Below are 26,764 nucleotides of genomic sequence, written 5' to 3' on the forward strand. Positions count from 1 at the left end.
GGTGTGCCTGCGTCAGCGAAAAAGTTCGTCGTAGTCGACGGTGGCCGTCCCGAGCTTGCCGACCACGATGCCGGCCGCGCGGTTCGCGAGCGCGACGCCCTGCACGAGCGGCAAGCCCGCGCCCAGCGCCACGGCCACCGTGGCGATCACGGTGTCGCCGGCGCCCGAAACATCATACACTTCGCGCGCGTCGGCCGCCGCGTGCAGCACGCCCTCGTCGGTGAAGAGCGTCATGCCCTCCTCCGAGCGCGTGAGCAGCAGCGCATCGAACTGCAGCTCGCGGCGCAGCTTCGTCACGCGCGCGAGCAGATCCTCTTCGGACTTCCACGTGCCCACGACCTCGCGCAGCTCGGCGCGGTTCGGCGTGATGACGCTCGCGCCGCGATAGCGCTCCCAGTCGTCGCCCTTCGGGTCGACCAGCACGGCCTTGCCCGCCGCGCGCGCCCTCGCGATCATCTGCGTGACGTGCGTGAGCCCGCCCTTCGCATAGTCGGACATGAGGATCACGTCGTGCGACGGCAGCAGGGCGTCGAAGCGCGCGAGACCCGCGAGCAGCACTTCGTGCGCGGGCGTGTTCTCGAAGTCCACGCGCAGCAACTGCTGCTGACGCGAGAGCACGCGCAGCTTGATCGTGGTGGGCAGCGCGGGATCGCGTTCGAGATGGGCGTTCACGCCGCTCTCGCCGAGCAGCCCGACGATGCGCTCGCCCGGCTCGTCATGGCCGACCACGCAGAGCAGGCCCGCTTGCGCGCCGAGCGCGGTGGCGTTGCGCGCGACGTTCGCCGCGCCGCCCAGGCGGTCCTCCTGGCGCTGCACGTGCACGACCGGCACCGGCGCTTCGGGCGAAATGCGATTGACGTCGCCGAACCAGTAACGGTCGAGCATCACGTCGCCCACCACGAGCACGCGCGCGTTGGCGAAGCGCTCGCGCGGCACGTGCTCGACGGCAGGCGCGGGCGTTGCGAGGCCCTTCGCCGCGGAGTCAGACCGTGGGGGTTGCATCGGTTGCGAGCTTGACATGGGGTCGCCCAATCGAATGGTAGTCAATGCCGAGTTCCGCCATCGCGTCCGGCTCGTAGAGATTGCGACCGTCGAAGATGCGCGGCGACTTGAGCACGGACTTCAGGTACGCAAAGTCCGGCGCCTTGAAAACGGTCCATTCGGTGACGATCACGAGCGCGTCGGCGCCCACGACCGCCTCTTCGGGGCCCGTTGCGAACGTCAGCCGCGCGAGCAGCTCCGGCACGGGCGCGAGGTCGAGCCCGAACACGCGGCGCGCCTCGTCGGTCGCGACCGGATCGTAGGCCGTCACCTCGGCGCCGCGCGCGAGCAGCTCGGCAATCAGGCGCCGGCTCGACGCCTCGCGCATGTCGTCCGTGTTCGGCTTGAACGCGAGCCCCCAGACCGCAAAGCGCCGGCTGGAAAGGTCTTCGCCGAACGCGCTCACGATCTTGCGCACCAGCACTTCCTTCTGCCCGTGGTTCACGTCCTCGACGGCTTCGAGAATGCGCAGATTCTGGCCCGACTCCGCCGCGGTGCGGATCAGCGCCTGCACGTCCTTCGGGAAGCACGAGCCGCCGTAACCGCAGCCGGCATAGAGGAAGTGATAGCCGATGCGCGGGTCGGAGCCAATGCCGCGGCGCACCGACTCGATATCGGCGCCTACGCGGTCGGCAAGGTTGGCCATTTCGTTCATGAACGAAATGCGCGTGGCGAGCATGGCGTTGGCCGCGTACTTCGTGAACTCGGCGGAACGCACGTCCATGTAGATCGTGCGTTCGTGATTGCGGTTGAACGGCGCATAGAGGCGCTTCATCTTCTCGCGCGCGAGGCTGCCGTTCCCGTCTTCGTCGATGCCGATGATGATGCGGTCCGGCCGCATGAAGTCGTCGACGGCCGCGCCTTCCTTCAGGAACTCGGGATTCGAGACAACCGAGTAGCGATGCTCCGCGCTGCCCGCCAGGCCGCGCCGCGCGAGTTCTTCGTCGAGCACGGCATGGACGCGCTGCGCGGTGCCCACGGGCACGGTCGACTTGTCCACGATCACCTTGAAGGCATTCATGTGGCGGCCGATATTGCGCGCCGCCTCCAACACGTATTGCAGGTCGGCGGAGCCGTCTTCGTCGGGCGGCGTGCCCACGGCGATGAACTGCACTTCGCCGTGCGCGACACTCGCGGCGACGTCGGTGGAAAACGTGATGCGGCCCGCCGCACGATTGCGCGCGATGAGCTCGAGCAGGCCCGGTTCGTGGATGGGCACGCCGCCGCTATTCAGGATGTCGATCTTGCGCGGATCGACGTCGAGGCAGAACACGTCGTGACCGATCTCGGCGAGGCACGCCCCGGTGACGAGGCCGACATAGCCGGTGCCGACAATGGTGATTTTCATACGCGCTCCGGTGAGAGATTCTGTGTTGTGTTGCAGCGCCGCCCTGCGTGCATGCGGCCTGCGGACGAACGCCGGACGCTCAGCTCGACGCGGGGATCGGCTCGACGCGGCGCGGCGCGTAGGTTTCCCAACCGCTGCACCCCGGGCACTGCCAGTAGAAGAGGCGCGCCCGGAAGCCGCAATTCTGGCACGTGTAGCGTGGCAGATTTTTGGTGCGCTGCTGCAGGAGCGAGCGCATCAGCTGCAGCTCGCTGCTGCGCGGCTCCTCCGCCGTGGCCTGCTGCGCTTCGAGCAGACGCGCCATGCCGGCGAGATTCGGCGCCTTCTGCATTTGCGTGCGCGCCAGCGTGTGCGCTGCATCGGCGCCACGCAGCGCCGCAACGTACTTGTAGGCGACGTCGAGCAGATCGTTCGACGGATACGTATCGACCCACGCGGTGAGCAGTTGCGCGCCCTCTTCCGCGCGGCCGAGCGACTCGTAGCCTTTCATGATCTTCTCGGCAACGAGCGGCAGATAAGCGGGATTCTGCTCTTCCACGCCGCGCCACCGGGCGAGCGCGGCCTCCCAGTCGCCGCCCGCCGCATCGGCGTCGCCGGCGAGGATCGTGGCGCGCACGTTCTGCGGATTCGCCTTGAGCGCGAGCTCAAGCTGGCGCCGCGCTTCGTCGGGCTTCTTCTGCTGCAAGGCCTCCTGCGCCAGCTCGCAATGGAACTGGGCAATTTCGACGTCGAGCGAGCCCGCGCCCATGGTTTCGAGCTGGCGCGCGGTATCGATCGAGCGGTTCCAGTCCTTCTCGATGCCGTAGATCGTGAGCAGTGCCCGCTGGGCGCCCAGCGCGTAGTCGCCCGATTGCAGCGAGACGAAGGTCTCCTCCGCGCGATCGAGCATGCCCGCCTTCAGATAATCCTGGCCGAGTTCATAGAGCGCGTGATCGCGCTCGTTCACGGGCAGGTCCGGACGCGAAAGCAGGTTCTGATGCACGCGGATGGCGCGGTCGGTCTCGCCGCGGCGGCGAAACAGATTGCCGAGCGCGAAGTGCAACTCGACCGTTTCGGGATCGAGCTTGGCGACTTCGATGAACGCATCGATCGCTTTGTCCGGCTGCTCGTTGAGCAGAAAATTCAGGCCGCGGAAATAGGAGCGCGGCAGGTTGGCGCTTTCGGACAAAAGCGCCTTGAGGTCGTAGCGCGACGCCATCCAGCCGAGCGCGAAGGCGACGGGAATGACGAGGAGCCACCAGAAATCGAGATCCATGCGAGCGACGGTGTAAGCGGGACACAAGCCGCACGCCTTGCGGGCGCGCGGCGAAACGATGGGATCAGATGAGCGGCGGCAGCGGCGGCTCGGCGATCGGCGGCGGCGTCTCGCGCGCCGCCCGCAGGTCGCGCTTCAGGCGGCCGTTCTCCATGCGCAGCCGGAACAGGCCCGGCAGCGCCGAGAGCAGCCCGGCCAGCAACCCCACCACGAAGAATGCGAGGCCGATCAGGATCAGCGGAGCCTGCCACGCATATCCGGCAAGAAAGTTCAGCGTTGTGGTTTGCGTGTTGGCGAGCGCAAGCACGAGCAGCAACACGAATACCAGCACACGGATCACCCAGGCGATCAATCTCATGAAAGAGTCTCTTGGCAGTTGCGAAGAAGGCGCCGGCACCGGCCGCCATGCTGCGCCGCAGCACGAGCCGTGCCGAAGTGACCCGTATTGTAAATGAACGCCCCGCCGCCCGGGATGTGCGCTGTAGCGCATGTCGCGGGCAGGCGGCGAATCCGCGAACAACACCGCTGGGTATGCGCGAAAAAAAAGCGCCGGGGGTCGATCACCCCCGGCGCTTTTCCGGTCTTTATATCTGGCCATCTGGCATTGACCGCCGACGACCGCAAGCACCCCAAGGAGCGCTTACTGATCGTCGTCCGGCTCGTCCGCTTTCAGCGGCTCGCCCGCACGCCGGTCCACGCGCTCGCGCAATTCCTTGCCCGGCTTGAAGTGCGGCACGAACTTCTCAGGCACCAGCACCTTCTCACCCGACTTCGGGTTGCGTCCTACGCGCGACGGCCGGCGGTTCAGGCCGAAGCTGCCAAAACCGCGAATTTCGATGCGATGGCCCTTGGCAAGCGCCTCGGACATCGCATCGAGCATCGTCTTGACCGCGAAATCCGCATCCTTGAGGACAAGTTGCGGAAATCGCGTAGCCAGCTGCGCGACCAATTCAGATTTGGTCATACTTCAGCTTGCCCCCGTTATGAGGCTTACTGGTTCTGGCCGTCGAGCTTGGCCTTGAGCAGCGCGCCGAGGTTGGTCGTGCCGGTGGCAGCCTGACCCGAATCCGCCGACATGCTGCGCAGGGCTTCCTGCGTCTCGGCCGAATCCTTCGCCTTGATCGACAGGTTGATGCCACGCGACTTGCGATCGATGTTGATGATCATCGCGTTGACCTTGTCGCCTTCCTTCAGCACGTTGCGAGCATCTTCCACGCGGTCTTGCGCGATTTCCGAAGCACGCAGGTAGCCTTCGACGTCGGCGTTCAGGGTGATCACTGCGCCCTTCGCGTCAACCGACTTGACCACGCCGTCAACCGTCGAGCCCTTGTCGTTGACAGCAACGAAGTTGCTGAACGGGTCGCCTTCGAGCTGCTTGATGCCGAGCGAAATGCGTTCCTTCTCGACGTCGATGCCCAGCACCACGGCTTCGACTTCGTCGCCCTTCTTGTACTTGCGCACGGCTTCTTCGCCGGTTTCGCTCCACGACAGGTCGGAGAGGTGAACCAGGCCGTCGATGCCGCCGGGCAGGCCGATGAACACGCCGAAGTCGGTGATCGACTTGATGGCGCCTTGCAGCTTGTCGCCCTTCTTGAAGTTGCGGCTGAAGTCATCCCACGGATTCGGCTTGCACTGCTTCATGCCGAGCGAGATGCGGCGGCGGTCTTCGTCGATCTCGAGGACCATGACTTCGACTTCGTCGCCCAGCTGGACAACCTTCGACGGCGCAACGTTCTTGTTGGTCCAGTCCATTTCGGAAACGTGAACCAGGCCTTCGATACCCGACTCGACTTCGACGAACGCGCCGTAGTCGGTGATGTTCGTGACCTTGCCGAACAGGCGCGTGCCCGACGGGTAACGGCGCGAGATGCCTTCCCACGGATCGTCGCCCAGTTGCTTGATACCGAGCGAAACGCGGTTCTTTTCCTGGTCGAACTTGAGGATCTTCGCGGTAACTTCCTGGCCAACCGAGAGAACTTCGCTCGGGTGACGCACGCGACGCCATGCGATGTCGGTGATGTGCAGCAGGCCGTCGATGCCGCCGAGGTCCACGAACGCGCCGTAATCGGTGATGTTCTTGACCACGCCGTTGACGATCGCGCCTTCCTTCAGCGTTTCGAGCAGCTTCGCGCGCTCTTCGCCTTGCGTGGCTTCGATCACTGCGCGGCGCGACAGCACGACGTTGTTACGCTTGCGGTCGAGCTTGATGACGCGGAATTCGAGGGTCTTGCCTTCGTACGGCGTCGTGTCCTTGACCGGACGCGTGTCGACGAGCGAACCCGGCAGGAACGCGCGGATGCCGTTGACCATGACGGTCATGCCGCCCTTGACCTTGCCCGTGATCGTGCCGGTCACGAGTTCGTTGTTGTCGAGAGCCTTTTCCAGCGACAGCCACGAAGCGAGACGCTTCGCCTTGTCGCGCGACAGGATCGTGTCGCCGTAGCCGTTTTCCAGCGCGTCGATCGCGACGGAAACGAAATCGCCCGCCTGAACCTCCACTTCGCCCTGGTCGTTCAGGAATTCCTCGATGGGAATGTAGGCCTCGGACTTCAGGCCAGCGTTGACGACCACGAAGTTGTGGTCGACGCGCACGACTTCAGCGGAGATGACCTCGCCGGCGCGCATGTCCTGGCGGGTCAGCGACTCTTCGAACAGAGCCGCGAAAGATTCGGTAATCGGGGTGGAGGTTTGCAGGTCGGACATAAAAATCTGAATTTGCAGGGTTTTCGCTGCGGGTTCGACTGCCTGCCGGTCATCTGGACCGGTCCCGCCTTGCTGCCGGAACGCCTGTTCGCGGCACGGATGCGAAAGCCATACGGGGTTAAAGGGTTTAACACACGCTCCGCTCGTGCGGAGCACCACTGCTACTACAACTACTCAACTGCTCAACTGCTACTGCGCTTACACCTGTTTGCCGTGCCCGTCGTGACGGGCCGGTTGCGGCAACGTCTGGTACCACTGCACCACCTGTTCGACCGCCTGGTCGATCGAGAGCGCCGAGGTGTCCAGAAGCTGCGCATCCTCCGCAGGCTTGAGCGGCGCGGCCGTGCGATTGCTGTCGCGCGCGTCGCGCTCACGCAAATCCCGGAGCAAGTCATCCATATTAGCAGAAAATCCCTTCTGGATCAATTGCTTATGCCGGCGGGCCGCGCGGGCCTCGACGCTCGCTGTCAGAAACACCTTTAGAACCGCGTCAGGAAAGATCACCGTACCCATGTCGCGGCCGTCCGCGACGAGCCCCGGCAGCTTGCGGAAGGCCCGCTGGCGCGCCACCAGCGCCGTGCGCACCGAGGGATGCGCGGCGATTACCGAGGCCCGGTTGCCCACTTCCTCCGCGCGGATTTCGGTCGAGACGTCCACGCCGTCGAGTTGCGCGAGCCCCTCGCGGAACGTGATGTGGAGATCGTCGATCAGCTTTGCAAGGCCGTCCGCGTCGTCGCAGGCGATCGTATAGCGGATGCTGGCGAGCGCCGCGAGCCGGTACAAGGCGCCGCTGTCGAGCAGGTGAAAGCCGAGATGCGCGGCCACGAGCGTGGCCACCGTGCCCTTGCCGGAAGCGGTCGGGCCGTCGATTGCAATGACGGGCGTCGGATAAAAGGGACGGTTTGATTTCATGCTGGCGTTATGGGTGACTACAAGGCGACTACAAAGGCAACTACATGGCAACTGCGAACCACTATGACGACGACCTCAGTATCGCCGTCAGTGAAAAATCCGGCGTCAAGGCTGCGCGAGCGCGAGGAACCGGTCGAAATAGTCGGGGAAGGTCTTGCCGACGCATTTCGGGTCGTTGATGCGCACGGGCACGCCGCCCAGGCTCACGAGCGAGAAGCACATTGCCATGCGGTGATCGTCGTACGTGTCGATCGCCGCGTTCGGCGTGAGTTGCGCGGGCGGGCGCACGATCAGATAATCCGGGCCCTCCTCCACATCGGCGCCGACCTTGCGCAGCTCCTTGGCCATTGCCGCGATGCGGTCGGTTTCCTTCACGCGCCAGCTCGCGATATTGCGCAGCGTCGTCGCGCCGTCCGCGAAGAGCGCCGCCACGGCGATCGTCATGGCCGCGTCGGGAATCAGATTGAAGTCCATGTCGATCGGATCGAGCTTGCCGTGATCGTTGCCGATCCCGCGCACCTCGATCCAGTCGTCGGCCATCGTGACGTTGGCGCCCATGCGGCCGAGCGCGTCGGCAAAGCCGATGTCGCCCTGGATGCTCGCGCGCCCCACGCCCTCCACGCGCAGCGGGCCGCCGCCGATGGCGCCCGCGGCGAGGAAATACGACGCGGACGAGGCGTCGCCCTCGACCATGATCTTGCCGGGCGACTGATAGCGCACGCCCGCCGGCACTTCGAAGCGGTGCCAGCCGTGGCGCTCGACCTTCACGCCAAAGCGTTCCATGAGCTTGATCGTGATATCGATATAGGGCTTCGAAATGAGCTCGCCGTCCACCTGCACGACCGTCACGCCGTCCTTGGCGCGCACGAGCGGCAGCGTCATCAGCAGCGCCGTGAGGAACTGGCTCGAAACGTCGCCGCGCACGGCGATCGGCGCGTCGACCGAAATCGTCGAAGGGCGGATACGCAGCGGCGGAAAGCCTTCGTTCTCCTCGTAATCGATCTTCGCGCCGATCTGGCGCAGGCCGTCCACGAGGTCGCCGATCGGCCGCTCGTGCATGCGCGGCACGCCATGAATGCGGTAGTCGCCGCCGTTCACCGCGAGCGCCGCCGTGAGCGGACGCACCGCCGTGCCCGCGTTGCCGAGGAAGAGATCCGCGCGCACCGCCGTGAATGCGCCGCGCGTGCCCTGCACGACGCAGGTGTCGTCTTCGCGCTTGAGCCTCACGCCGAGCTTTTCGAGCGCGTCGAGCATGACGCGCGTGTCGTCGGAGTCGAGCAGGTTCGTGATCGTGGTCTCGCCTTCGGCCAGCGCCGCGAGCAACAGCACGCGGTTCGAGATGCTCTTCGAGCCGGGCAGGCGGATCGTGCCGGACGCACGGGAGAAGGGTCCGAGATCGAGATAGTCCATGGGTGTGTCCTGAGAATTCGGTCGGGCGCGAGGGGGGCGGCTGGTCTTTCGGCTTACTTGTCCGGTGCGGCTTCGGCGGCGCGCTTGCCGCCGCGCTCCTGCCACGCGCTGCGCGCCGCGCGCGAGCGCGCGAACACCGTTTCGAGGGTGGCGCCGTCGCCGGTGTCGATGGCTGCGCGCAGCTTCGCCAGCACTTCAGTGTAGGCGTCGAGTTCGGCGAGCAACGCCGCGCGGTTCGCGAGGCAGACGTCGCGCCACATCTCGGGGCTCGACGCGGCGATGCGCGTGAAATCGCGAAAGCCCCCGGCGGCGAACGAGAATTTGAGTTCGGCATCGGGCGACGCGAGGATCTGGTCCACGAGCGCGAACGACAGCACATGCGGCAGATGGCTCACCGAGGCGAACACGCGGTCATGCTGCGCGGCGCTCATCGTGCCGATCACGGCCCCCGTCGCGCGCCACATCGCGGCGATGCGCTCGACCGCCTCCGGCGCGTTCTCCGCGAGCGGGCACAGCACCACGTTGCGGCCGACGTAGAGATCGGGCAGCGCGGCCTCCACGCCGCTCGACTCGCGGCCCGCAATCGGGTGAGCCGGCACGAACTGCGCCGCGCGCGCGCCGAGCGCCGCGCGCGCGGCCTCGATCACGTCGCTCTTGGTGCTGCCCGCGTCGGTGATGAGCGTCTCGGCTTCGAGATGCGGCACGATGCGCTCGAGCAGCGCGCGCGTCTGCGCGACCGGCGCGGCCAGCAGCACGATGTCGGCGCCCTTGAGCGCCTCGGCCAGCGCCGCATCGTCATCGAGCGCGGCGGCCGCGTCGATCACGCCCAGTTCGAGCGCGCGTTCGACCGAATGCCAGCGCCGTCCCACGCCGACCACGCGGCCCGCATTGAGGCCGCCGGCACCGCGCTCGCGCAGTCCGCGCGCGAGCGACCCGCCGATCAGGCCGACGCCGAAAATCACCAGTTTGTTGAAGGAAAACACGCTCACGACATCACCGGAAAGACGAAAACATACGCAACACTCACGCGAGCGCGCGTTCGAGCGCCGCGAGGAAGGCCGCGTTCTCCTCGGGCAAGCCGATCGTCACGCGCAGCCACTGCGGCAGGCCGTAATTGCCGACCGGACGCACGATCACGCCCTGCCTGAGCAAGGCGAGATTCACGCGACCGCCCGCGCCGTCGTCGCTGCCTACGCGCACGAGCACGAAGTTGCCGTCCGACGGCACGTATTCGAGCTCGAGGCGCTCGAAAGCCGCCGTCAGCAGACGATACCCCTCAGCGTTGAGCGCGGCGCTCCTTTCGAGGAACGCGGTGTCGGCGAGCGCGGCAACGGCCGCAGCCTGTGCGAGCGTATTCACGTTGAACGGCTGGCGCAGGCGGTTCAGCAGATCGGTCAGCTCCGGCTGAGCGATCGCAAAACCGATGCGCAGGCCGGCGAGCCCGTACGCCTTCGAGAAAGTGCGCGACACGAGCAGGTTCGGATAGCGGCGCACCCAGGCAATCGAGTCGTAGCGCTTGCCGGCGGCAAGGTACTCCGTGTAGGCCTCGTCGAGCACGACCACCACATGGCGCGGCACCTTCGCGATGAAGGCCTCGAGCGTCGCGCCGTCGATGAACGTGCCGGTCGGGTTGTTCGGATTGGCGACGAAAACGAGGCGCGTGTCGTCGGCGATCGCCGCGAGCATCGCATCGAGATCATGGCCATGCTGGACGGCCGGCGTCACGAGATGCCTTGCGCCGAGGCCCTGCGTGGCGAGCGCATAGACCGCGAACGAGTACTGCGAATAGACGATCGACTGCCCCCGCTCGACGAACGCGTGCGCCGCGAGTTCGAGGATGTCGTTGCTGCCGTTGCCGAGCGTGATCCACTCGGGCGGCACGTCGTAGCGCGCGGCGAGCGCGGCCTTCAGTTCGAACGCGTTCGAATCGGGATAACGGCCCAGCTCGCTCGCCGCCCGCGCGATCGCGCGTTGCGCCGACTCAGGCATGCCGAGCGGGTTCTCGTTCGAGGCAAGCTTCACGATGTGCGCTTCGTCGAGCCCGAACTCGCGGGCCACTTCCGAAATCGGCTTGCCCGCAACGTAGGGCGCGATCGCGCGCACGTAGTTCGGGCCGAATTGCAATGTCATGCGGGGTCTCCTTCAGCGGGTCCTGGTGGGCGGCCTGGCAGGCGCCCGACCACGTTTTCAGCGCGAGCGCGGATACGAACCCAGGATCTTCAGAAACGCGGCCTTCTTGCCGAGATCGTCGAGCGCGCCGGCTACGGCCGGATCGTCGCGATGCCCCTCGAAGTCGATGTAGAAGTAGTACTCCCACGTACCGACGCGTGCGGGCCGCGACTCGAAGCGCGTCATCGACACGCCGTGGCGCGCGAGCGGCTCGAGCAGCTTGTAGACGGCGCCCGGCTCGTTCTTCACCGAAACGATCATCGACGTCTGGTCGTGGCCCGTCGGGCCCGCCGGCTGCTTGCCGATCACAACGAAGCGCGTGCGATTGTGCGGATCGTCCTGGATCAGCGCGTTCGCGATCAGGAGGCCGTAATGGGTGGCCGCCCGCTCGCCGGCAATGGCGGCAACCGTCGGATCGGCGGCGGCCAGGCGCGCCGCCTCCGCGTTGCTCGCCACGGCCTGGCGTTCGAGGTGCGGGGCGTGCGCCGTGAGCCAGTGCTGGCACTGCGCGAGCGCCTGCGGATGCGCGCACACGCGCGTCACGCCCGCCAGCTTGCCGCTTTGCGTCATCAGGTTGTGCTCGATCGGCAGCGCAATCTCACCGCCGATCACGAGCTGCGTCTCGAGGAACAGGTCGAGCGAGCGCGACACCGCGCCTTCGCTCGAATTCTCGACCGGCACCACGCCGAATTCGGAGGCGCCGGCCTCGACGGAACGGAACACCTCGTCGATCGACGGGCACGGCAGGCCTTCGATCGACTGGCCGAAGTACGCGTGCATTGCCTGCTCGCTATAGGTGCCCACCGGCCCGAGATAGGCGGCGGTGATCGTCTTTTCGAGCGAGCGGCTCGCAGCCATGATCTCGCGCCAGATCGCGCTGATATGCTCGTTGCCGAGCGGCCCGGCGCTCAGTCCCTGCAGGCGCGCGATCACCTGCAGCTCGCGCTCCGGGCGGAACACCGGCGCGTTGTAGTGTTTCTTGACCTCGCCCACTTCGAGCGCCACCGCCGCGCGCTGGTTGAGCAGCGCGATCAGTTGCGCGTCGATCGCGTCGATGCGTTCGCGCAGCGGCTTGAGTTTGGAATTGAGTTCGTCGTCCATGCGTGAGACCGGCAATCTGAAAGGATGCGCACGCGCGAGCCGCGCATAGTACTAACTGCGGTACTAACCGCGGTACTAAATGCGGCGCTTACGCGTGCTTCGCTTCGAATTCCTTCATGTACTCGACCAGCGCTTTCACTGCCTCGAGCGGCACCGCGTTGTAAATCGACGCCCGCATGCCGCCGACGGACTTGTGGCCCTTCAGCTGCAACAGCCCGCGCGCCTTCGCGCCGGCAAGGAAATCTTCGTTACGTGATTCGTCGGCGAGGAAGAACGGTACGTTCATCCGCGAGCGCGCGCGGCGCTCCACCTTGTTGATGTAGAAGCGGCTCGCGTCGATCGTGTCGTAGAGCAGCTTCGCTTTTTCGATGTTGCGCGCCTCGATGGCGGTGAGGCCACCCTGGCGCTTCAACCACTTGAACACGAGCCCGGCGATGTAGATCGCATAGGTGGGCGGCGTGTTGAACATGGAATTGTTCGCGGCAACCGTCTTCCATTCGAACGCGGACGGGCAGATCGACATCGCGCGGTCGAGCAGATCCTCGCGCACGATCACGACCGTCACGCCGGCCATGCCGATGTTCTTCTGCGCGCCGCCGTAGAGCACGCCGTACTTGGCGATGTCCATCGGGCGCGAAAGGATGTGCGACGAGGCGTCGGCCACGAGCGGAATGTCGCCTAGATCGGGGATCTCGAAGGTCTCGACGCCGTCGATCGTCTCGTTCGTGCACAAATGAACGTAGGCAGGGTCGTCCGAAAGCTTCCACTCGCTCATGGCAGGCGCATGCGTGAAGCCCGCCTCGGTGCGCCCGCTGGCCGCGATGTGCGAGGCGCCGTACTTGAGCGCTTCCTTCTGCGACTTCTGCGACCAGGAACCCGTGACCACGAAGTCGGCGCGCGGCTTCACCCCGAACAGGTTCAGCGGCACGATCGCATTCTCGCCAATGCCGCCGCCCTGCAGGAACAGGATGTGGTGGCTCGCCGGGACTGCCATCAACTCGCGCAGATCGAGCAGCGCCTCGCTGTGGATCTGCATGAACTCCGGGCCGCGATGGCTCATTTCCATCACGCTCATGCCGCTGCCGTGCCAGTCGAGCATTTCGTCGGCGGCCTGGCGCAGCACTTCTTCGGGCATGGCTGCGGGTCCAGCGGAGAAGTTGAAGACGCGCATCGTTGGAAGACCTTGGGAGGCAGGCGCGGCGGCAAAAAAGCCCCGGAGAAATGCGCCCGAAATGAAAAATGGTTGCTTGCGCTCGCGCGCAAACAACCATTATCGCACTGTCAGCTCGAACCCGCCAACGCGGGCCCGGCTACGGCCGGCTCACGGGAAACGGATTTCCCGCGCTTTCGCGGGGACCCTCCGACCCGTGCCGGACCGATTACTTCGACGTCTTGGCGGCGTTAGCGACTTCCTGGTCAGCCTGCGCGCGCGTTGCCTTGATCGACTGCGGCATGTACTTCTGCATCAGACCGTTCACGACGTCGCGGCCCACCTGGTCTTGCACCTGGATGAACTTGCGGCCGGTCGGGCTGCGGTAGAACGTCGTCAGATCCTTGATTTCCTGCGTGCTGTAGTACTTCGCGTAGGCGTCGTACTGAGCCTGCATCGCGTCCTGCTGGAAAGAAGGAGTGGTGAAGACCTGACCTGCCGAGTCAACCAGCTTCGGCACGGCGTTCTTCTGCAGCCCCGGGACGGAAGCCTGCTTCTGCTTGTCCGTCATCGTCTTGTTTTCCGTCAGCGCGTCCGACAGGATCGCCGGGACGAGCTGCTTCGCCTGCATCTGCGCGCTGTTGCCGATTGCGCCGACGAGCTTCTGCGCGTCGATTGCGTCGAGCAGGTCCTTGATCGCGGCTTGCTTGGCCGGATCGATCGGTGCTGCGGCAGCGGCCGGCGCCGACTGGTCGGGCGCCTGACTCTGGAGCGCCTGAGCCATCGCAAACGTCGGCACGAGAGCGGCCAGCAACAAAACCTGCTTGAATCGTTTTTGCATCATTACTCCCTTAGAGAAATTAGTCGAACTGCCTGCCGAACGGACCGTTCAGGGACAACCCAGACCCGCGCGGCACCGGCTTCACTCGAAGCTGGCCGCCCGCAGCCGGTCGCCCGCCACCGGATCCGCCCGGCGCCATTTCAGGACCTTCCTGCGCTAGCCGGCCCGCTTCTCGCGGACCGTCGCTTTGCATCACGCCTGCTTACTCCTGGCTTTCACCCTCGCCAGGCTCGGCATCACCCGCTTCGCCTTCCCCGTCGGCCTCTGCGACCTGCTGCAGGCCGGAGAGTTTCGTGCCTTCGTCAAGGCTGATGAGTGTAACACCTTGCGTCGCACGGCCCATTTCGCGTATCTCGGAAACACGCGTGCGAATCAGCACGCCTGTTGTCGTGATCAGCATGATCTGAGCTTCCGGGTCCACAAGCGTCGCCGCGACCACCTTGCCATTACGCTCCGACGTCTGGATCGCGATCATCCCCTTCGTGCCGCGCCCGTGGCGGGTGTACTCGGTGATCGGCGTGCGCTTGCCGTAGCCGTTCTCGGTTGCGGTGAGCACCGACTGCTGCTCGTCGCCCGCCACGAGGAGCGCGATGACCTGCTGGCCGTCCTCGAGCTGCATGCCGCGCACGCCGCGCGCTTCGCGGCCCATCGGGCGCACGTCGTTTTCGTCGAAGCGCACCGCCTTGCCCGCGTCGGAGAACAGCATGACGTCGTGCTCGCCGTCGGTGATGGCGGCGCCGATCAGGTAATCGCCGTCGTCGAGGCCGACCGCAATAATACCCTTGCGCAACGGGCGGCTGAAGGCCTCGAGCGGGGTCTTCTTCACGGTGCCGAGCGCGGTGGCCATGAAGACGTACTTGTCGGCCGAAAACTCCTTGACCGGCAAGACAACCGTAATTTTTTCACCGTCCTGGAGCGGGAACATGTTGACGATCGGACGGCCGCGCGAGTTGCGCGAGCCCTGCGGCACCTCGTACACCTTCACCCAGTAGACGCGCCCGCGATTCGAGAAGCACAGGATGTGGTCGTGGGTGTTGGCGATGAAGAGCGTGTCGATCCAGTCGTCGTCTTTCATCGAAGTGGCCTGCTTGCCGCGACCTCCGCGCTTCTGGGCGCGATATTCGGACAACGGCTGCGATTTCACGTAACCGGCGTGCGACATGGTGACGACCATGTCCTGCGGCGTGATCAGGTCTTCGGTGTTGAGCTCGGTCGCGTTCATCTCGATCTTCGAGCGGCGTTCGTCGCCGAATTCGCTCTTGATCGCGGTGAGTTCGTCGGAGATCATGACCGTTACGCGCTCGGGGCGCGCAAGGATGTCGAGCAGGTCGGCAATCTGGGCCATCACGTCGCGGTACTCGCCGATGATCTTGTCCTGCTCCAGCCCCGTCAGGCGCTGCAGACGCATCTGCAGGATTTCCTGCGCCTGGGTGTCGGACAGACGGTAGAGACCGTCGCCCTGCATGCCGTACTGCGGGTTCAGACCTTCCGGTCGATACGCTTCGCGGCCGCCCGCCGCCGCGTTTTCCGTCTCGGCGCGCGCAAGCATTTCGCGCACGAGCGACGAATCCCACGAGCGGTTCATCAGCTCCTGCTTCGCGATAGGCGGCGTGGGCGCGGCCTTGATGAGCGCGATGAACTCGTCGATGTTCGCGAGCGCGACGGCGAGGCCTTCCAGCACGTGGCCGCGTTCGCGCGCCTTGCGCAGTTCGTATACAGTGCGCCGCGTCAGCACCTCGCGGCGGTGCGACAGGAAATGCTCGAGCATTTCCCTCAGGTTCAGCAGCTTCGGCTGGTTGTCCACCAGCGCGACCATGTTCATGCCGAACGTGTCCTGCAGCTGCGTCGCCTTGTACAGATTATTGAGGATGACCTCGGGCACTTCGCCGCGCTTCAGTTCGATCACGACGCGCATGCCGCTCTTGTCGGATTCGTCGCGAATATCCGAAATGCCTTCGAGCTTCTTTTCGTTGACCAGCTCGGCAATGCGCTCCAGCAGCGAACGCTTGTTCACCTGGTACGGCAGTTCGTCAACGATGATCGCCATGCGCTGGCCGCGATCGATTTCCTCGAAGTGCGTGGCCGCGCGCATCACCACACGGCCGCGTCCGGTGCGATAGCCGTCGCGCACGCCGGCGACGCCGTAAATGATGCCCGCGGTCGGGAAATCGGGTGCCGGAATGATTTCGATCAACTCGTCGATCGACGCCTGCGGATTCTTCAAAAGATGCTGGCAGGCATCGACGACTTCGTTCAGGTTGTGCGGCGGAATGTTCGTGGCCATGCCGACCGCGATCCCCGACGAACCGTTGATGAGCAGGTTCGGGATGCGTGCCGGCAGGATCAGCGGCTCGCTTTCGCTGCCGTCGTAGTTCGGCCCGAAATCGACCGTTTCCTTGTCGATGTCGGCCAGCAGCTCGTGGCCGATCTTCGCCATGCGGATTTCGGTGTACCGCATCGCGGCGGCGTTGTCGCCGTCGATCGAGCCGAAATTGCCCTGGCCGTCCACCAGCATGTAGCGCAGCGAGAAGTTCTGCGCCATGCGGACGATCGTGTCGTAGACCGCGGTGTCGCCGTGAGGGTGGTATTTACCGATGACGTCGCCGACGATACGCGCCGACTTCTTGTAGGCGCGGTTCCAGTCGTTGTTCAGTTCGTGCATCGCGTAGAGCACGCGCCGGTGGACGGGCTTGAGGCCGTCGCGAACATCCGGGAGCGCCCGCCCGACAATCACGCTCATCGCGTAGTCGAGATACGAGCGGCGCATTTCCTCCTCGAGGGAGATAGGCAGAGTCTCTTTGGCGAATTGATCCATTATCGATGTCGTATACAGACACACGCGAGGCACGCGCGATGCTAGCTCGAGGCGGCACCGCAAAAACGCACCCTGTTGTCGCATGGACGCCGCGGACGCAGCGCATCACGCGATTCTACCACGCACGACACCCCTGCCTTCGCTCTACGTATACCTATTAGAGGGGCGATGCCGAACCGCTCAGAACGCCACCTGAGCACCATCCGGCGACCCCGACCAGGAATCATCCGATATCCGCAGTGCAGCACCCGCCGGTTTGCGGGACCTGCCCGAAACCAGGCGTCATACCAGGGTATCCCGCGGGAACTTTTTGTTGCGGGTGTACCACATTCGATCGATCGCAAAGAAAGGGGCGGATTTTTTTTATCGTAGGACGGGAACGATATGGCAAAATGCCAACGCACAAAGTTAGACGCTGCTCGAAGTCTACACAACACGTTCGCTGCAACGCGCCAATGTTATACTTCGAGCAATGTATGACTTGTCTTCGTCATATGGCTCGCAGTAAACCTGCGGTAATCTCAATTTCGAGAGGAGAAATATGAATAAACTTTCAAAGCTCGCGTTCATTGCAGCTACCGCAGTCATGGCTGCATCCGCTCAGGCACAGTCGGTGCCGGCGTCGCGACAAGCCGTCAATGACAACTGGGTGAATGGTACGGGCGAGTGGGTGTGGATGAACGGCACGAACGAGCTTTGCTGGCGCGATGCGTTCTGGACGCCGGCCACGGCCAACGCCAAGTGCGATGGCGCGCTGGTCGCCCAGGCACCGCAGCCGCCGGTCGCTCCGCCGCCGCCGCCGGCCATCACGAGCCAGAAGATCACGTATCAGGCTGACGCTCTGTTCGACTTCGACAAGGCTATCCTGAAGCCGGCTGGCAAGGAAAAGCTGGACGATCTGGCAAGCAAGATCGAAGCGCTGAACCTGGAAGTCGTCGTCGCAACCGGCTACACCGACCGCATCGGCTCGAACGCGTACAACGACCGTCTGTCGCTGCGCCGTGCGCAAGCCGTCAAGGCGTACCTGGTCAGCAAGGGCGTGCCGTCCGACCGTATCTACACGGAAGGCAAGGGCAAGCGCAACCCGGTCACGACGGGTTGCAACCAGAAGAACCGCAAGGCTCTCATCTCCTGCCTCGCACCGGATCGCCGCGTGGAAGTCGAAGTCGTCGGCACGCAGAAGCAGTAATTCGCGAGTCGCGACCGAAGGTCTCAAAGCCCCGCTTCGGCGGGGCTTTTTTATTCCGCATGCCCTGAAAGGCACCGCGAAGGTGCGTGGCATTTTGCCGCCATCGGAGCCCGCCTATATACTCAGGCCTTATCCTCACCCATCCGCCCCCGCGTTTCAGGCCGCTCCGACATGACCAATGCCGATCCCCACGAACTGCAGAAATTCAGCGATCTTGCTCATCGCTGGTGGGACCCGAACGCGGAATTCAAGCCGCTCCACGAACTGAACCCCGTCCGCCTTGGTTGGATCGACGCTCACGCGCACCTCGCCGGCAAGCGCGTGCTGGACGTGGGCTGCGGCGGCGGCATCCTGTCCGAGTCGATGGCCGGGCTGGGCGCCACCGTGAAGGGCATCGACCTCGCCCGGGAGGCGCTGGGCGTTGCCGATCTGCACAGCCTCGAAAGCGGTGTCACGGTCGATTACGAAGAGATCGCCGCGGAAGCGCTCGCGGCGCGCGAGCCCGCCGCGTTCGATGCCGTGACCTGCATGGAAATGCTCGAGCACGTGCCGGATCCGGCCGGCATCGTTCACGCCTGCGCTACCCTCGTGAAGCCGGGCGGTTGGGTGTTTTTCTCGACGCTCAACCGCAACCTGAAGGCGTATCTGCTCGCCGTGATCGGCGCCGAATATATCGCGCAGATGCTGCCCAAAGGCACGCACGACTACGCGCGCTTCATTCGCCCCTCGGAGCTCGCCGGCTTCGTGCGCCTCGCCGGCTTGCGCCTCGTCGAGATCAAGGGCATCACCTATAACCCGCTCACGCGGCATTTCTCGCTCTCGAACGACTCCAGCGTCAATTACATGATCGCGTGCCGGCGCGAGGCCTGACGCGGCACCAGGTATCCCCTCCGATATGACTGCATCGACCCTCATTGACGCCGCATCCGGCAACGGCGCGGCGCTCGCCGCCTGCGACGCCGTTCTGTTCGATTTCGACGGCACGCTGGCCGATACCGCCCCGGACCTCGCCGCCGCCGTGAATCAGATGCGTCACGCACGCGGCCTCGCGGCTGCGCCGCTCGAGCGGCTGCGGCCGCTCGCCTCGGCGGGCGCACGCGGCCTGATCGGCGGCGCGTTCGGCATCGGGCCCGACCATCCCGACTTCGCGGCGATGCGCGAGGAATTCCTCGCCAACTACGCGGCGAACCTGCGTGTCGAGACGGTCCTCTTTCCCGGCGTCGATGCCGTCCTGGACGACCTCGATGCGCGCGGCGTGCGCTGGGGCATCGTGACCAACAAGGTCGCGCGCCTCACCGATCCGCTCGTGAAACTCATGCATCTCGACGCGCGGGCTGCCTGCGTCGTCAGCGGCGACACCACGCCCTACTCCAAGCCGCACCCGGCGCCGCTGCTGCACGCGGCCGAGGTCATCGGCGTCGAGCCGCAGCGTGTGGTTTATGTCGGCGACGACGCGCGCGACGTCCAGGCGGGCACGGCGGCCGGAATGGCGACGATCGCGGCCGCCTACGGCTACTGCGGCAACGAAGTCCCGCCGTCGCAATGGAACGCGCACTACGTTGCCGAAACAACGGCAGCCCTGCTCGACCTGCTCGAACAGGTGGGGAAAGCGGCGCGGCCGGTCTAAATCCCGCCGACTCCTTGACCCAGCCCGCGCCTGTTGAAACGGGCGCGGTTCGCCTCATCTGGCGAACTATGGGATAATTGATCCGTCCTCTGGGGCCGACCTGGTTTCGACAGGGGTTATGAAGCAGTCAGGGCATGCCGAGGACCCGTCACCTCGTTAATCAATGGGAAAAACGTAACTGCAAACGACGATACGTTCGCACTGGCAGCCTAAGGGCCGCCGTCCTCTGCCTGGCTCACTGACGGGCTAGCGTCGCAAGACCGGTAGCAATACCGCCAGAGGTCATTTACGTCAGTTAAGCTCTGTCGGCGTCACGACGGCAGAGTCGAAAATCTAGTGAATCGCCGTAGCGCAGCGTGTTCGTCCGCGTCGCTGCGGTTAAATCAAACGACAGAACTACGCATGTAGAACTGGGTGTGGACTGCCTTTGGACGCGGGTTCGATTCCCGCCGGCTCCACCAGAATTCCCGCCTCAAAAACGAAAACTCGCGACACCCTTTCGGGCCTCGCGAGTTTTTCCTTTTGCGCGCCGCAGTCGGCAGGCGCGTCGCGCACTGCCGCCAGCCTCAGTCCGTCAATTGTCGTCCGGGCACTGCAGATTGCAGCCGTTCGGATCGCCCATATCGCCCTTCTTGCGCATTTCCGAAGGCGCGCCGTGCTGATATTTGTTCGACGGCGCCGAAGCCGCGAACGGCAACTGCGGGTGCTGCTGCAGACGAAATTCGTCACTAATAATACCGTCGGGCTGGCCCGGCGAATTCTGTGCAAAAGCGACTGAAACGGTGGCGAACAAGGCTCCCGCAGTGGCGGCAGCAACACAAACATTAAGCAGGAATTTCATGGTCGATTGGCGCGTGTGGCGCGCATCTGAAACGAGAAGGCCAATACCCGCCCGAAAGTATCACAGAAAGCACCGTCTGCTGCAGTGCCGGCTGATTGCATTACATTACAGCGCCGGCTCCAGTCCGGCCCAGCCTGCATCGAGCGCCACGACCTTGCCGCAATCGGCGGGATCGTAACCTTCGAGGTGCGCGACATTCTGGCGGAACGCGGCGCCACGCAGGAGCGCCAATACGGCCGCCAGCGGCTCCCGCTCCAACTGGGCCCGATCGCACGCGAAATAGTAATCTTCGTCTGCCATTGGCATGAAATCGAGCCCGAAATGATGTGCCGCCGGCTCGACGCCGAACCCCACGTCGGCCATGCCGCTCGCAACGAAAGCCGCAATCGCCGAATGGGTCAGTTCCGACGACGCGTAGCCGTTGACCCGCTCGGGATCGACGCCGATGCGCGTGAGCAGCAGATCGATCAGCATCCGCGTGCCCGAGCCCGGCTGCCGGTTCACGAAGCGGATATCGCCGCGCGCGAGATCGGCCAGCCCGGCAATCTGCTTCGGGTTGCCGCGCCCGACGAACAACCCCTGCTTGCGCCGCGTCAGGTGGATAAAGACATGCCGCTGAGGATCGAGCCAGCCGCGGTACGCGTCGGCGCAGGCCGCGCGAAAGTCGCCGCGCGGCAGGTGAAAGCCCGCCAGATCGCATTCGCCGCGTGCGAGCGCCGTGATGGCGTCGACGCTGTCGCGATACTTGATCTCAACGGGTAGCTGCTGCGCGACCAGTGCCGTCACCAGCGAGGCCACGGCGTAACCGTGCGAGGCATGAATGCGCAGATCCAATGCATGCGGTACGAGCCAGCGGTTGAGGTCGCTCGCCACTTCGCTCGCCAGTGCCTGCAGGTTGCCTTGCAGACGCTCGCCGCACAGCCGCTGCGAGCGCAGCACCGCCTCGCCCAGTTCCGAGAGCACCGATCCGCGGCCGCGCGCCTTGGCGATCAACGCGCCGCCCAGACGCTCTTCCACCTCGCGCAGCAGGCCCCACGCATGCCGATAGGACAAACCCTTACGCTGCGCGGCCTGCGCAATGCTGCCTTCTTCCGCTACGAGCGCGAGCAGCGGCACGACGTCCGTCAGGCTTGCCTCGCGGCCTTCCGCATCGCGCACGACAAGCTGCGCCTGGCATTCGACCTTGATCATTATGAATTCGCCCTTCCTATTGCGAAACCCAATACATCGGCCTATCGTTCGTTCACACAACGAGACAACGGCAGCATATATGCGCACTTTATGAATAACAAGTGCATATTTGCGCCAGGAGGTACCCCACTTTGGACGAGACGACACACATCGCGCCCGACGCACTCGTGCGCCGGCACACGCAGCCCGGGCGCACCCTGCTCGCGATCCTGCATGCGATCCAGGACGAGGCGGGTTACGTGCCACCCGAAACCATCGTGCCGCTGGCGAAAGCGCTGAATCTGTCGCGGGCCGAAGTGCACGGCGTCATCAGCTACTACCATCACTTCCGCACGGCGCCGCCGGCGGCCGTCACCGTCCAGCTTTGCCGCGCCGAAGCGTGCCGCAGCATGGGCAGCGAGGCGCTGGCCCGGCACGCCGAAGCACAGACGGGCTGCCGCTTCGCGCAGGCGCGCGGCCACGATGGGCAAACCGCGCACGAGCCTACCGGACGGGTCGCGCTGGAATCGGTCTACTGCCTCGGCCAGTGCGCGCTCTCGCCGACAATGACGATCAACGGCACGCTGCACGCCAAAGTGACGCCGCAGAAGTTCGACGCGCTCCTCAGCGCCGCTGTCGCCGCTGCCATCGGCGCAAAGGAGGCCGCATGATCCGCGTCTACGTTCCCCGCGATTCGTCGGCGCTCGCCCTCGGCGCCGATGCGGTTGCCGAGGCCATCGAACGCGAGGCCGCCGCACGCGGCCACGCCATCGAACTCGTGCGCAACGGTTCGCGCGGCTTGCTCTATCTGGAACCGCTAGTGGAAGTGGAAACGCCCGACGGCCGCGTCGGCTATGCCAATGTCGAAGCGCAAGACGTCGCTGCGCTGTTCGAAGCGGGCTTCCTGCAAGGCGGCCAGCACGCGCGCGGCGTCGGCCTCGTCGAGCAGATTCCGTATCTGGGCAAGCAGCAACGCCTCACGTTCGCGCGCATCGGCATCACCGACCCGCTCTCCACCGAGGACTACGTCGCGCACGGCGGCCTCGAAGGACTGCGCCAGGCCCTCGCGATGACGGGCGCCGCCGCCTGCGAAGCGCTGATCGAGTCCGGCTTGCGCGGACGCGGCGGCGCGGCCTTCCCGGCCGGCATCAAGTGGCGCACCGTCGCGAACGCGCAGGCAGACCAGAAGTACATCGTCTGCAATGCCGACGAAGGCGACTCGGGCACGTTCTCCGACCGCCTCATCATGGAAAGCGATCCGTACGTGCTGATAGAAGGCATGACGATCGCGGGCATCGCCGTCGGCGCGACCGTGGGCCATATCTACGTGCGCAGCGAATACCCGCATGCGATCGCCGCGCTCGAAGAAGCGATCCGGCGCGCACGCGCGGCGGGCTGGCTCGGCGCGGACGTGCTAGGCAGTGGCAAGCCGTTCGATCTCTTCGTCGCCAAGGGCGCCGGCGCCTACGTGTGCGGCGAGGAAACCGCGCTGCTCGAGTCGCTCGAAGGCAAGCGCGGCATCGTGCGCGCGAAGCCGCCGCTGCCCGCGCTCGCGGGGCTGTACGGCAAGCCCACGGTCATCAACAACGTCATCACGCTTGCCACGGTGCCGGTGATCTTCGCGAAGGGCGCAGCGGTCTACAAGGACTTCGGCATGGGCCGCTCGCGCGGCACGCTGCCGTTCCAGTTGGCGGGCAACGTCGCGCGCGGCGGTCTTGTCGAGCTCGCGTTCGGCGTCACGCTGCGCGAGCTTGTGTTCGACTACGGCGGCGGCACGGCGAGCGGCCGCGCGGCCCGCGCCGTGCAGGTGGGCGGCCCGCTCGGCACCTATCTGCCCGAGAGCCAGTGGGACATTCCCATGGACTACGAAGCGTATGCGGCCGTCGGCGCCGTGGTGGGCCACGGCGGTCTCGTGGTTCACGACGACACCTCGAATCTCGCGGAGCTCGCCCAGTACGCGATGGAGTTCTGCACGCTCGAATCGTGCGGCAAATGCACGCCGTGCCGCATCGGTTCGACGCGCGGCGTGGAGGTGATCGCCAAGATCCGCCACGGCGACACCTCGGAGAAACAAGTCACGCTGCTGCGCGACCTGTGCGACACGATGATGGCCGGTTCGCTCTGCGCGATGGGCGGCATGACGCCCTACCCGGTGCTCTCCGCGCTGGATCATTTCCCCGAAGATTTCGGTCTCGAACCCGCAGCCCACCCCACCGCCCCCGCGGCGGCGGCCTGATTCAGGAGCCAGCATGTCCGATGCGCTCACTACCAACGCCGGATGCGGTTCCGGCGCGTGCAGTTGCAAGTCGCAGGCGATGAAGCCGCGCTCGCCGTTCGACGACACCGATTACGGCACGCCGCTGCGTCACGCCGATGTCGACGTCACGCTCGAAATCGACGGCCGCGCCGTGACGGTGCCCGCGGGCACCTCCGTCATGCGCGCCTCGATCGAAGCCGGCGTGAACGTGCCGAAGCTCTGCGCCACCGACACGCTCGAGCCGTTCGGCTCGTGCCGCCTGTGCCTCGTGGAAATCGAGGGCCGTCGCGGCTATCCGGCGTCGTGCACGACGCCGGTCGAAGCGGGCATGAAAGTGCGCACGCAAACCGACCGTCTGCAGCAACTGCGCCGCAACGTGATGGAGCTCTATATCTCCGATCACCCGCTCGACTGCCTCACCTGCCCCGCCAATGGCAACTGCGAGCTGCAGGATATGGCGGGCGTGACGGGGCTGCGCGAAGTGCGCTACGGATTCGACGGGGCCAATCACCTCGACGACCAGAAGGACGAATCGAATCCGTACTTCACCTACGATCCGTCGAAGTGCATCGTCTGCAACCGCTGCGTGCGCGCGTGCGAAGAAACGCAAGGGACATTCGCGCTGACGATCGCCGGGCGCGGCTTCGAATCGCGCGTGGCCGCGGGCGTCGACGAGCCGTTCATGGAATCGGAGTGCGTTTCGTGCGGCGCATGCGTGGCCGCGTGCCCGACCGCGACGCTGCAGGAGAAGAGCGTCGTGATGCTTGGCCAGGCCGAGCATTCGGTGGTGACGACCTGCGCCTATTGCGGCGTGGGCTGCTCGTTCAAGGCCGAAATGAAGGGCAACCAGGTCGTGCGCATGGTGCCGCACCGCAACGGCCAGGCGAACGAAGGCCATGCGTGCGTAAAAGGCCGCTTCGCGTGGGGCTACGCCACCCACAAGGACCGCATCAAGAAGCCGATGATCCGCGCGAAGATCACCGACCCTTGGCGCGAAGTGAGCTGGGACGAGGCGATCCGCTATGCCGCGAGCGAATTCCGCCGCATCCAGGACAAGTATGGCCGTGACTCGATCGGCGGCATCACGTCGTCGCGCTGCACGAACGAAGAGACGTACCTCGTGCAAAAGCTCGTGCGCGCCGCGTTCGGCAACAACAACGTCGACACCTGCGCACGCGTATGCCACTCGCCCACGGGCTACGGCCTGAAGACGACGATCGGCGAATCGGCGGGCACGCAGACCTTCGCGTCGATCGATCATACCGACGTCATCATGGTGATCGGCGCCAATCCCACCGACGGCCACCCCGTGTTCGGCTCGCGCCTGAAGCGCCGCGTGCGCCAGGGCGCGAAGCTGATCGTCGTCGATCCGCGCCGCATCGACATCGTCGATACGGCGCACGTGAAGGCGGAGCATCACCTGCCGCTGCGTCCCGGCACGAACGTCGCGATCGTCAACGCGCTCGCGCACGTGATCGTCACCGAAGGCCTCGTCAACGAAGCGTTCGTTGCGCAACGCTGCGAAACGCGCGCCTTCGAGCAGTGGCGCGATTTCGTCGCGCTGCCCGAGAACTCGCCGGAAGCGATGGAAGCCGTCACGGGCGTGCCGGCGCAGGACGTGCGCCGGGCCGCGCGCCTCTACGCCACGGCGGGCAACGCCGCGATCTACTACGGCCTCGGCGTCACGGAGCACGCCCAGGGCTCGACGATGGTGATGGGCATCGCGAACCTCGCGATGGCCACGGGCAACATCGGCCGCGAGGGCGTGGGCGTGAATCCGCTGCGCGGCCAGAACAACGTGCAGGGCTCCTGCGACATGGGCTCGTTTCCGCACGAGCTGCCGGGCTACCGTCATGTCGGCGACACCGTCACGCGCACCCTCTTCGAGGATGCCTGGAACGTCGCGCTGCAGGCCGAGCCGGGCCTGCGCATCCCGAACATGTTCGAAGCCGCGCTCGACGGCAGCTTCAAGGGGCTCTACTGCCAGGGCGAGGACATCGTGCAGTCCGACCCGAACACGCAGCATGTCGCGGCGGCGCTCTCCTCGATGGAATGCATCGTCGTGCAGGACATCTTCCTCAACGAAACGGCGAAGTACGCGCACGTGCTGCTGCCGGGTTCGTCGTTCCTCGAAAAGGACGGCACGTTCACCAATGCCGAGCGCCGCATCTCGCGCGTGCGCAAGGTGATGCCGCCGCTCGCGGGGTACGCCGACTGGGAAGCCACGATCCTGCTCTCGCGCGCGCTGGGCTACGAGATGAGCTACACGCACCCGTCGCAGATCATGGATGAGATCGCGCGCCTCACGCCCACCTTCCACGGCGTTTCGTACGAACGGCTCGACGAGCTCGGCAGCATCCAGTGGCCCTGCAACGAAGAGGCGCCCGACGGCACACCGATCATGCACGTCGACACGTTCGTGCGCGGCAAGGGCAAGTTCGTGATCACGAAGTTCATCGCGACGCCCGAGAAGGTCACGCGGCGCTATCCGCTGCTGCTCACGACGGGGCGCATCCTCTCGCAATACAACGTGGGCGCGCAGACGCGCCGCACTGAGAACTCGCGCTGGCACGAAGAGGACCGCCTGGAGATCCATCCGGTGGACGCCGAGGACCGCGGCATCCGCGAGGGCGACTGGGTGGGCATCGAGTCGCGCGCCGGTCAGACGGTGCTGCGCGCGAAGGTGAGCACGCGCATGCAGCCGGGCGTGGTGTACACGACGTTCCACTTCCCCGAATCGGGCGCGAACGTGATCACGACGGAATCGTCCGACTGGGCGACCAATTGCCCCGAGTACAAGGTCACGGCCGTCCAGGTAAGCCACGTGCAGCAGCCGTCGCAATGGCAGCGCGACTACTCGCGCTTCAGCGCCGAGCAGCTCGAACTGCATCGCCAGCGCGTGGAAGCGGCTGTCGCGACTTCAGGGAAATGACGC

22 protein-coding genes and 1 other RNA gene are annotated in these 26,764 nt (G+C 65.4%); 7 read left to right on the top strand and 16 right to left on the bottom strand.

Going from position 1 to position 26,764, the window contains the following annotated elements:
* Positions 1–12: 12 nt before the first annotated feature.
* The 14 genes from rfaE1 to gyrA all read right to left on the bottom strand — a co-directional run bounded on the left by rfaE1 (position 13) and on the right by gyrA (position 16,745).
* Entirely contained in the window at positions 13–1,002 is a 990-nt protein-coding gene (gene rfaE1 / locus BAC01S_RS31300; RefSeq protein ID WP_084168581.1) for a D-glycero-beta-D-manno-heptose-7-phosphate kinase, read from the bottom strand.
* Positions 983–2,389 carry a UDP-glucose dehydrogenase family protein gene (locus BAC01S_RS14025; RefSeq protein ID WP_027795335.1) on the bottom strand — a complete coding sequence of 469 codons (1,407 nt, stop codon included), beginning with the start codon at positions 2,387–2,389 and terminating at the stop codon, positions 983–985. Before BAC01S_RS14025 ends, rfaE1 begins: the two co-directional genes overlap by 20 nt.
* Positions 2,390–2,468: 79 nt before the next feature.
* Entirely contained in the window at positions 2,469–3,644 is a 1,176-nt protein-coding gene (gene lapB / locus BAC01S_RS14030) for a lipopolysaccharide assembly protein LapB (RefSeq protein WP_027795336.1), read from the bottom strand.
* Positions 3,645–3,708: 64 nt separating this feature from the next.
* The gene (locus BAC01S_RS14035; RefSeq protein WP_027795337.1) at positions 3,709–4,002 is read right to left on the bottom strand and encodes a lipopolysaccharide assembly protein LapA domain-containing protein; all 294 of its coding nucleotides are present in this window, start codon (positions 4,000–4,002) and stop codon (positions 3,709–3,711) included.
* Between the two features lie 282 nt (positions 4,003–4,284).
* Positions 4,285–4,608 carry an integration host factor subunit beta gene (locus tag BAC01S_RS14040; RefSeq protein ID WP_027795338.1) on the bottom strand — a complete coding sequence of 108 codons (324 nt, stop codon included), beginning with the start codon at positions 4,606–4,608 and terminating at the stop codon, positions 4,285–4,287.
* Positions 4,609–4,634: 26 nt separating this feature from the next.
* On the bottom strand, positions 4,635–6,365 hold the full coding sequence (gene rpsA / locus BAC01S_RS14045) for a 30S ribosomal protein S1 (RefSeq protein ID WP_156954415.1): 1,731 nt from the start codon (positions 6,363–6,365) through the stop codon (positions 4,635–4,637).
* 180 nt (positions 6,366–6,545) lie between these two features.
* Positions 6,546–7,259: a (d)CMP kinase gene (cmk, locus tag BAC01S_RS14050; RefSeq protein ID WP_027795340.1), complete on the bottom strand. Its 714-nt coding sequence runs from the start codon at positions 7,257–7,259 to the stop codon at positions 6,546–6,548.
* Positions 7,260–7,364: 105 nt separating this feature from the next.
* Positions 7,365–8,669, bottom strand: coding sequence for a 3-phosphoshikimate 1-carboxyvinyltransferase (aroA, locus tag BAC01S_RS14055; RefSeq protein WP_027795341.1), 1,305 nt, complete (start codon positions 8,667–8,669; stop codon positions 7,365–7,367).
* A gap of 53 nt (positions 8,670–8,722) precedes the next feature.
* Positions 8,723–9,658 (bottom strand): prephenate dehydrogenase, encoded by a 936-nt coding sequence (locus BAC01S_RS14060; protein WP_027795342.1) that lies wholly within the window; start codon positions 9,656–9,658, stop codon positions 8,723–8,725.
* A 34-nt stretch (positions 9,659–9,692) separates the two neighbouring features.
* Entirely contained in the window at positions 9,693–10,799 is a 1,107-nt protein-coding gene (gene hisC, locus BAC01S_RS14065; RefSeq protein WP_027795343.1) for a histidinol-phosphate transaminase, read from the bottom strand.
* 57 nt (positions 10,800–10,856) lie between these two features.
* Positions 10,857–11,939, bottom strand: coding sequence for a prephenate dehydratase (gene pheA, locus BAC01S_RS14070; RefSeq protein ID WP_027795344.1), 1,083 nt, complete (start codon positions 11,937–11,939; stop codon positions 10,857–10,859).
* A gap of 88 nt (positions 11,940–12,027) precedes the next feature.
* Positions 12,028–13,110 carry a 3-phosphoserine/phosphohydroxythreonine transaminase gene (serC, locus tag BAC01S_RS14075; RefSeq protein ID WP_027795345.1) on the bottom strand — a complete coding sequence of 361 codons (1,083 nt, stop codon included), beginning with the start codon at positions 13,108–13,110 and terminating at the stop codon, positions 12,028–12,030.
* Positions 13,111–13,318: 208 nt separating this feature from the next.
* Positions 13,319–13,930, bottom strand: coding sequence for a DUF2059 domain-containing protein (locus BAC01S_RS14080; RefSeq protein ID WP_027795346.1), 612 nt, complete (start codon positions 13,928–13,930; stop codon positions 13,319–13,321).
* A 202-nt stretch (positions 13,931–14,132) separates the two neighbouring features.
* Positions 14,133–16,745 carry a DNA gyrase subunit A gene (gyrA, locus tag BAC01S_RS14085; protein WP_027795347.1) on the bottom strand — a complete coding sequence of 871 codons (2,613 nt, stop codon included), beginning with the start codon at positions 16,743–16,745 and terminating at the stop codon, positions 14,133–14,135.
* A gap of 541 nt (positions 16,746–17,286) precedes the next feature.
* Here gyrA and ompA point away from each other — a divergent pair.
* From ompA to ssrA, 4 genes are all read left to right on the top strand, one after another.
* A complete protein-coding gene (ompA, locus tag BAC01S_RS14090; protein ID WP_027795348.1) occupies positions 17,287–17,934 on the top strand; it encodes an outer membrane protein OmpA in 648 nt (215 codons plus the stop codon).
* Between the two features lie 171 nt (positions 17,935–18,105).
* Positions 18,106–18,804, top strand: coding sequence for a bifunctional 2-polyprenyl-6-hydroxyphenol methylase/3-demethylubiquinol 3-O-methyltransferase UbiG (gene ubiG / locus BAC01S_RS14095; protein ID WP_027795349.1), 699 nt, complete (start codon positions 18,106–18,108; stop codon positions 18,802–18,804).
* 25 nt (positions 18,805–18,829) lie between these two features.
* Entirely contained in the window at positions 18,830–19,561 is a 732-nt protein-coding gene (gene gph / locus BAC01S_RS14100) for a phosphoglycolate phosphatase (protein ID WP_027795350.1), read from the top strand.
* A gap of 91 nt (positions 19,562–19,652) precedes the next feature.
* Positions 19,653–20,022: a transfer-messenger RNA gene (gene ssrA / locus BAC01S_RS33470) on the top strand.
* 113 nt (positions 20,023–20,135) lie between these two features.
* On the opposite strand, the gene BAC01S_RS14105 is transcribed toward ssrA, so the two are convergent.
* Together BAC01S_RS14105 and BAC01S_RS14110 are read right to left on the bottom strand one after the other, a co-directional pair.
* Entirely contained in the window at positions 20,136–20,402 is a 267-nt protein-coding gene (locus BAC01S_RS14105) for a hypothetical protein (RefSeq protein WP_027795351.1), read from the bottom strand.
* A gap of 105 nt (positions 20,403–20,507) precedes the next feature.
* Positions 20,508–21,593, bottom strand: coding sequence for a substrate-binding domain-containing protein (locus BAC01S_RS14110; RefSeq protein ID WP_027795352.1), 1,086 nt, complete (start codon positions 21,591–21,593; stop codon positions 20,508–20,510).
* Between the two features lie 131 nt (positions 21,594–21,724).
* Between BAC01S_RS14110 and BAC01S_RS14115 the strand changes: the two genes are divergently transcribed.
* Genes BAC01S_RS14115 through fdhF form a run of 3 tightly spaced genes read left to right on the top strand, consistent with a single transcriptional unit; the run spans position 21,725 to position 26,761 of the window.
* Positions 21,725–22,243: an NAD(P)H-dependent oxidoreductase subunit E gene (locus BAC01S_RS14115; protein ID WP_027795353.1), complete on the top strand. Its 519-nt coding sequence runs from the start codon at positions 21,725–21,727 to the stop codon at positions 22,241–22,243.
* Positions 22,240–23,808 (top strand): formate dehydrogenase beta subunit, encoded by a 1,569-nt coding sequence (locus BAC01S_RS14120; protein WP_027795354.1) that lies wholly within the window; start codon positions 22,240–22,242, stop codon positions 23,806–23,808. Before BAC01S_RS14115 ends, BAC01S_RS14120 begins: the two co-directional genes overlap by 4 nt.
* A 13-nt stretch (positions 23,809–23,821) precedes the next feature.
* Entirely contained in the window at positions 23,822–26,761 is a 2,940-nt protein-coding gene (gene fdhF, locus BAC01S_RS14125) for a formate dehydrogenase subunit alpha (protein ID WP_027795355.1), read from the top strand.
* Positions 26,762–26,764: the final 3 nt, after the last annotated feature.

The organism is Paraburkholderia acidipaludis NBRC 101816, assembly GCF_000684975.1.
Lineage (GTDB): Bacteria > Pseudomonadota > Gammaproteobacteria > Burkholderiales > Burkholderiaceae > Paraburkholderia > Paraburkholderia acidipaludis.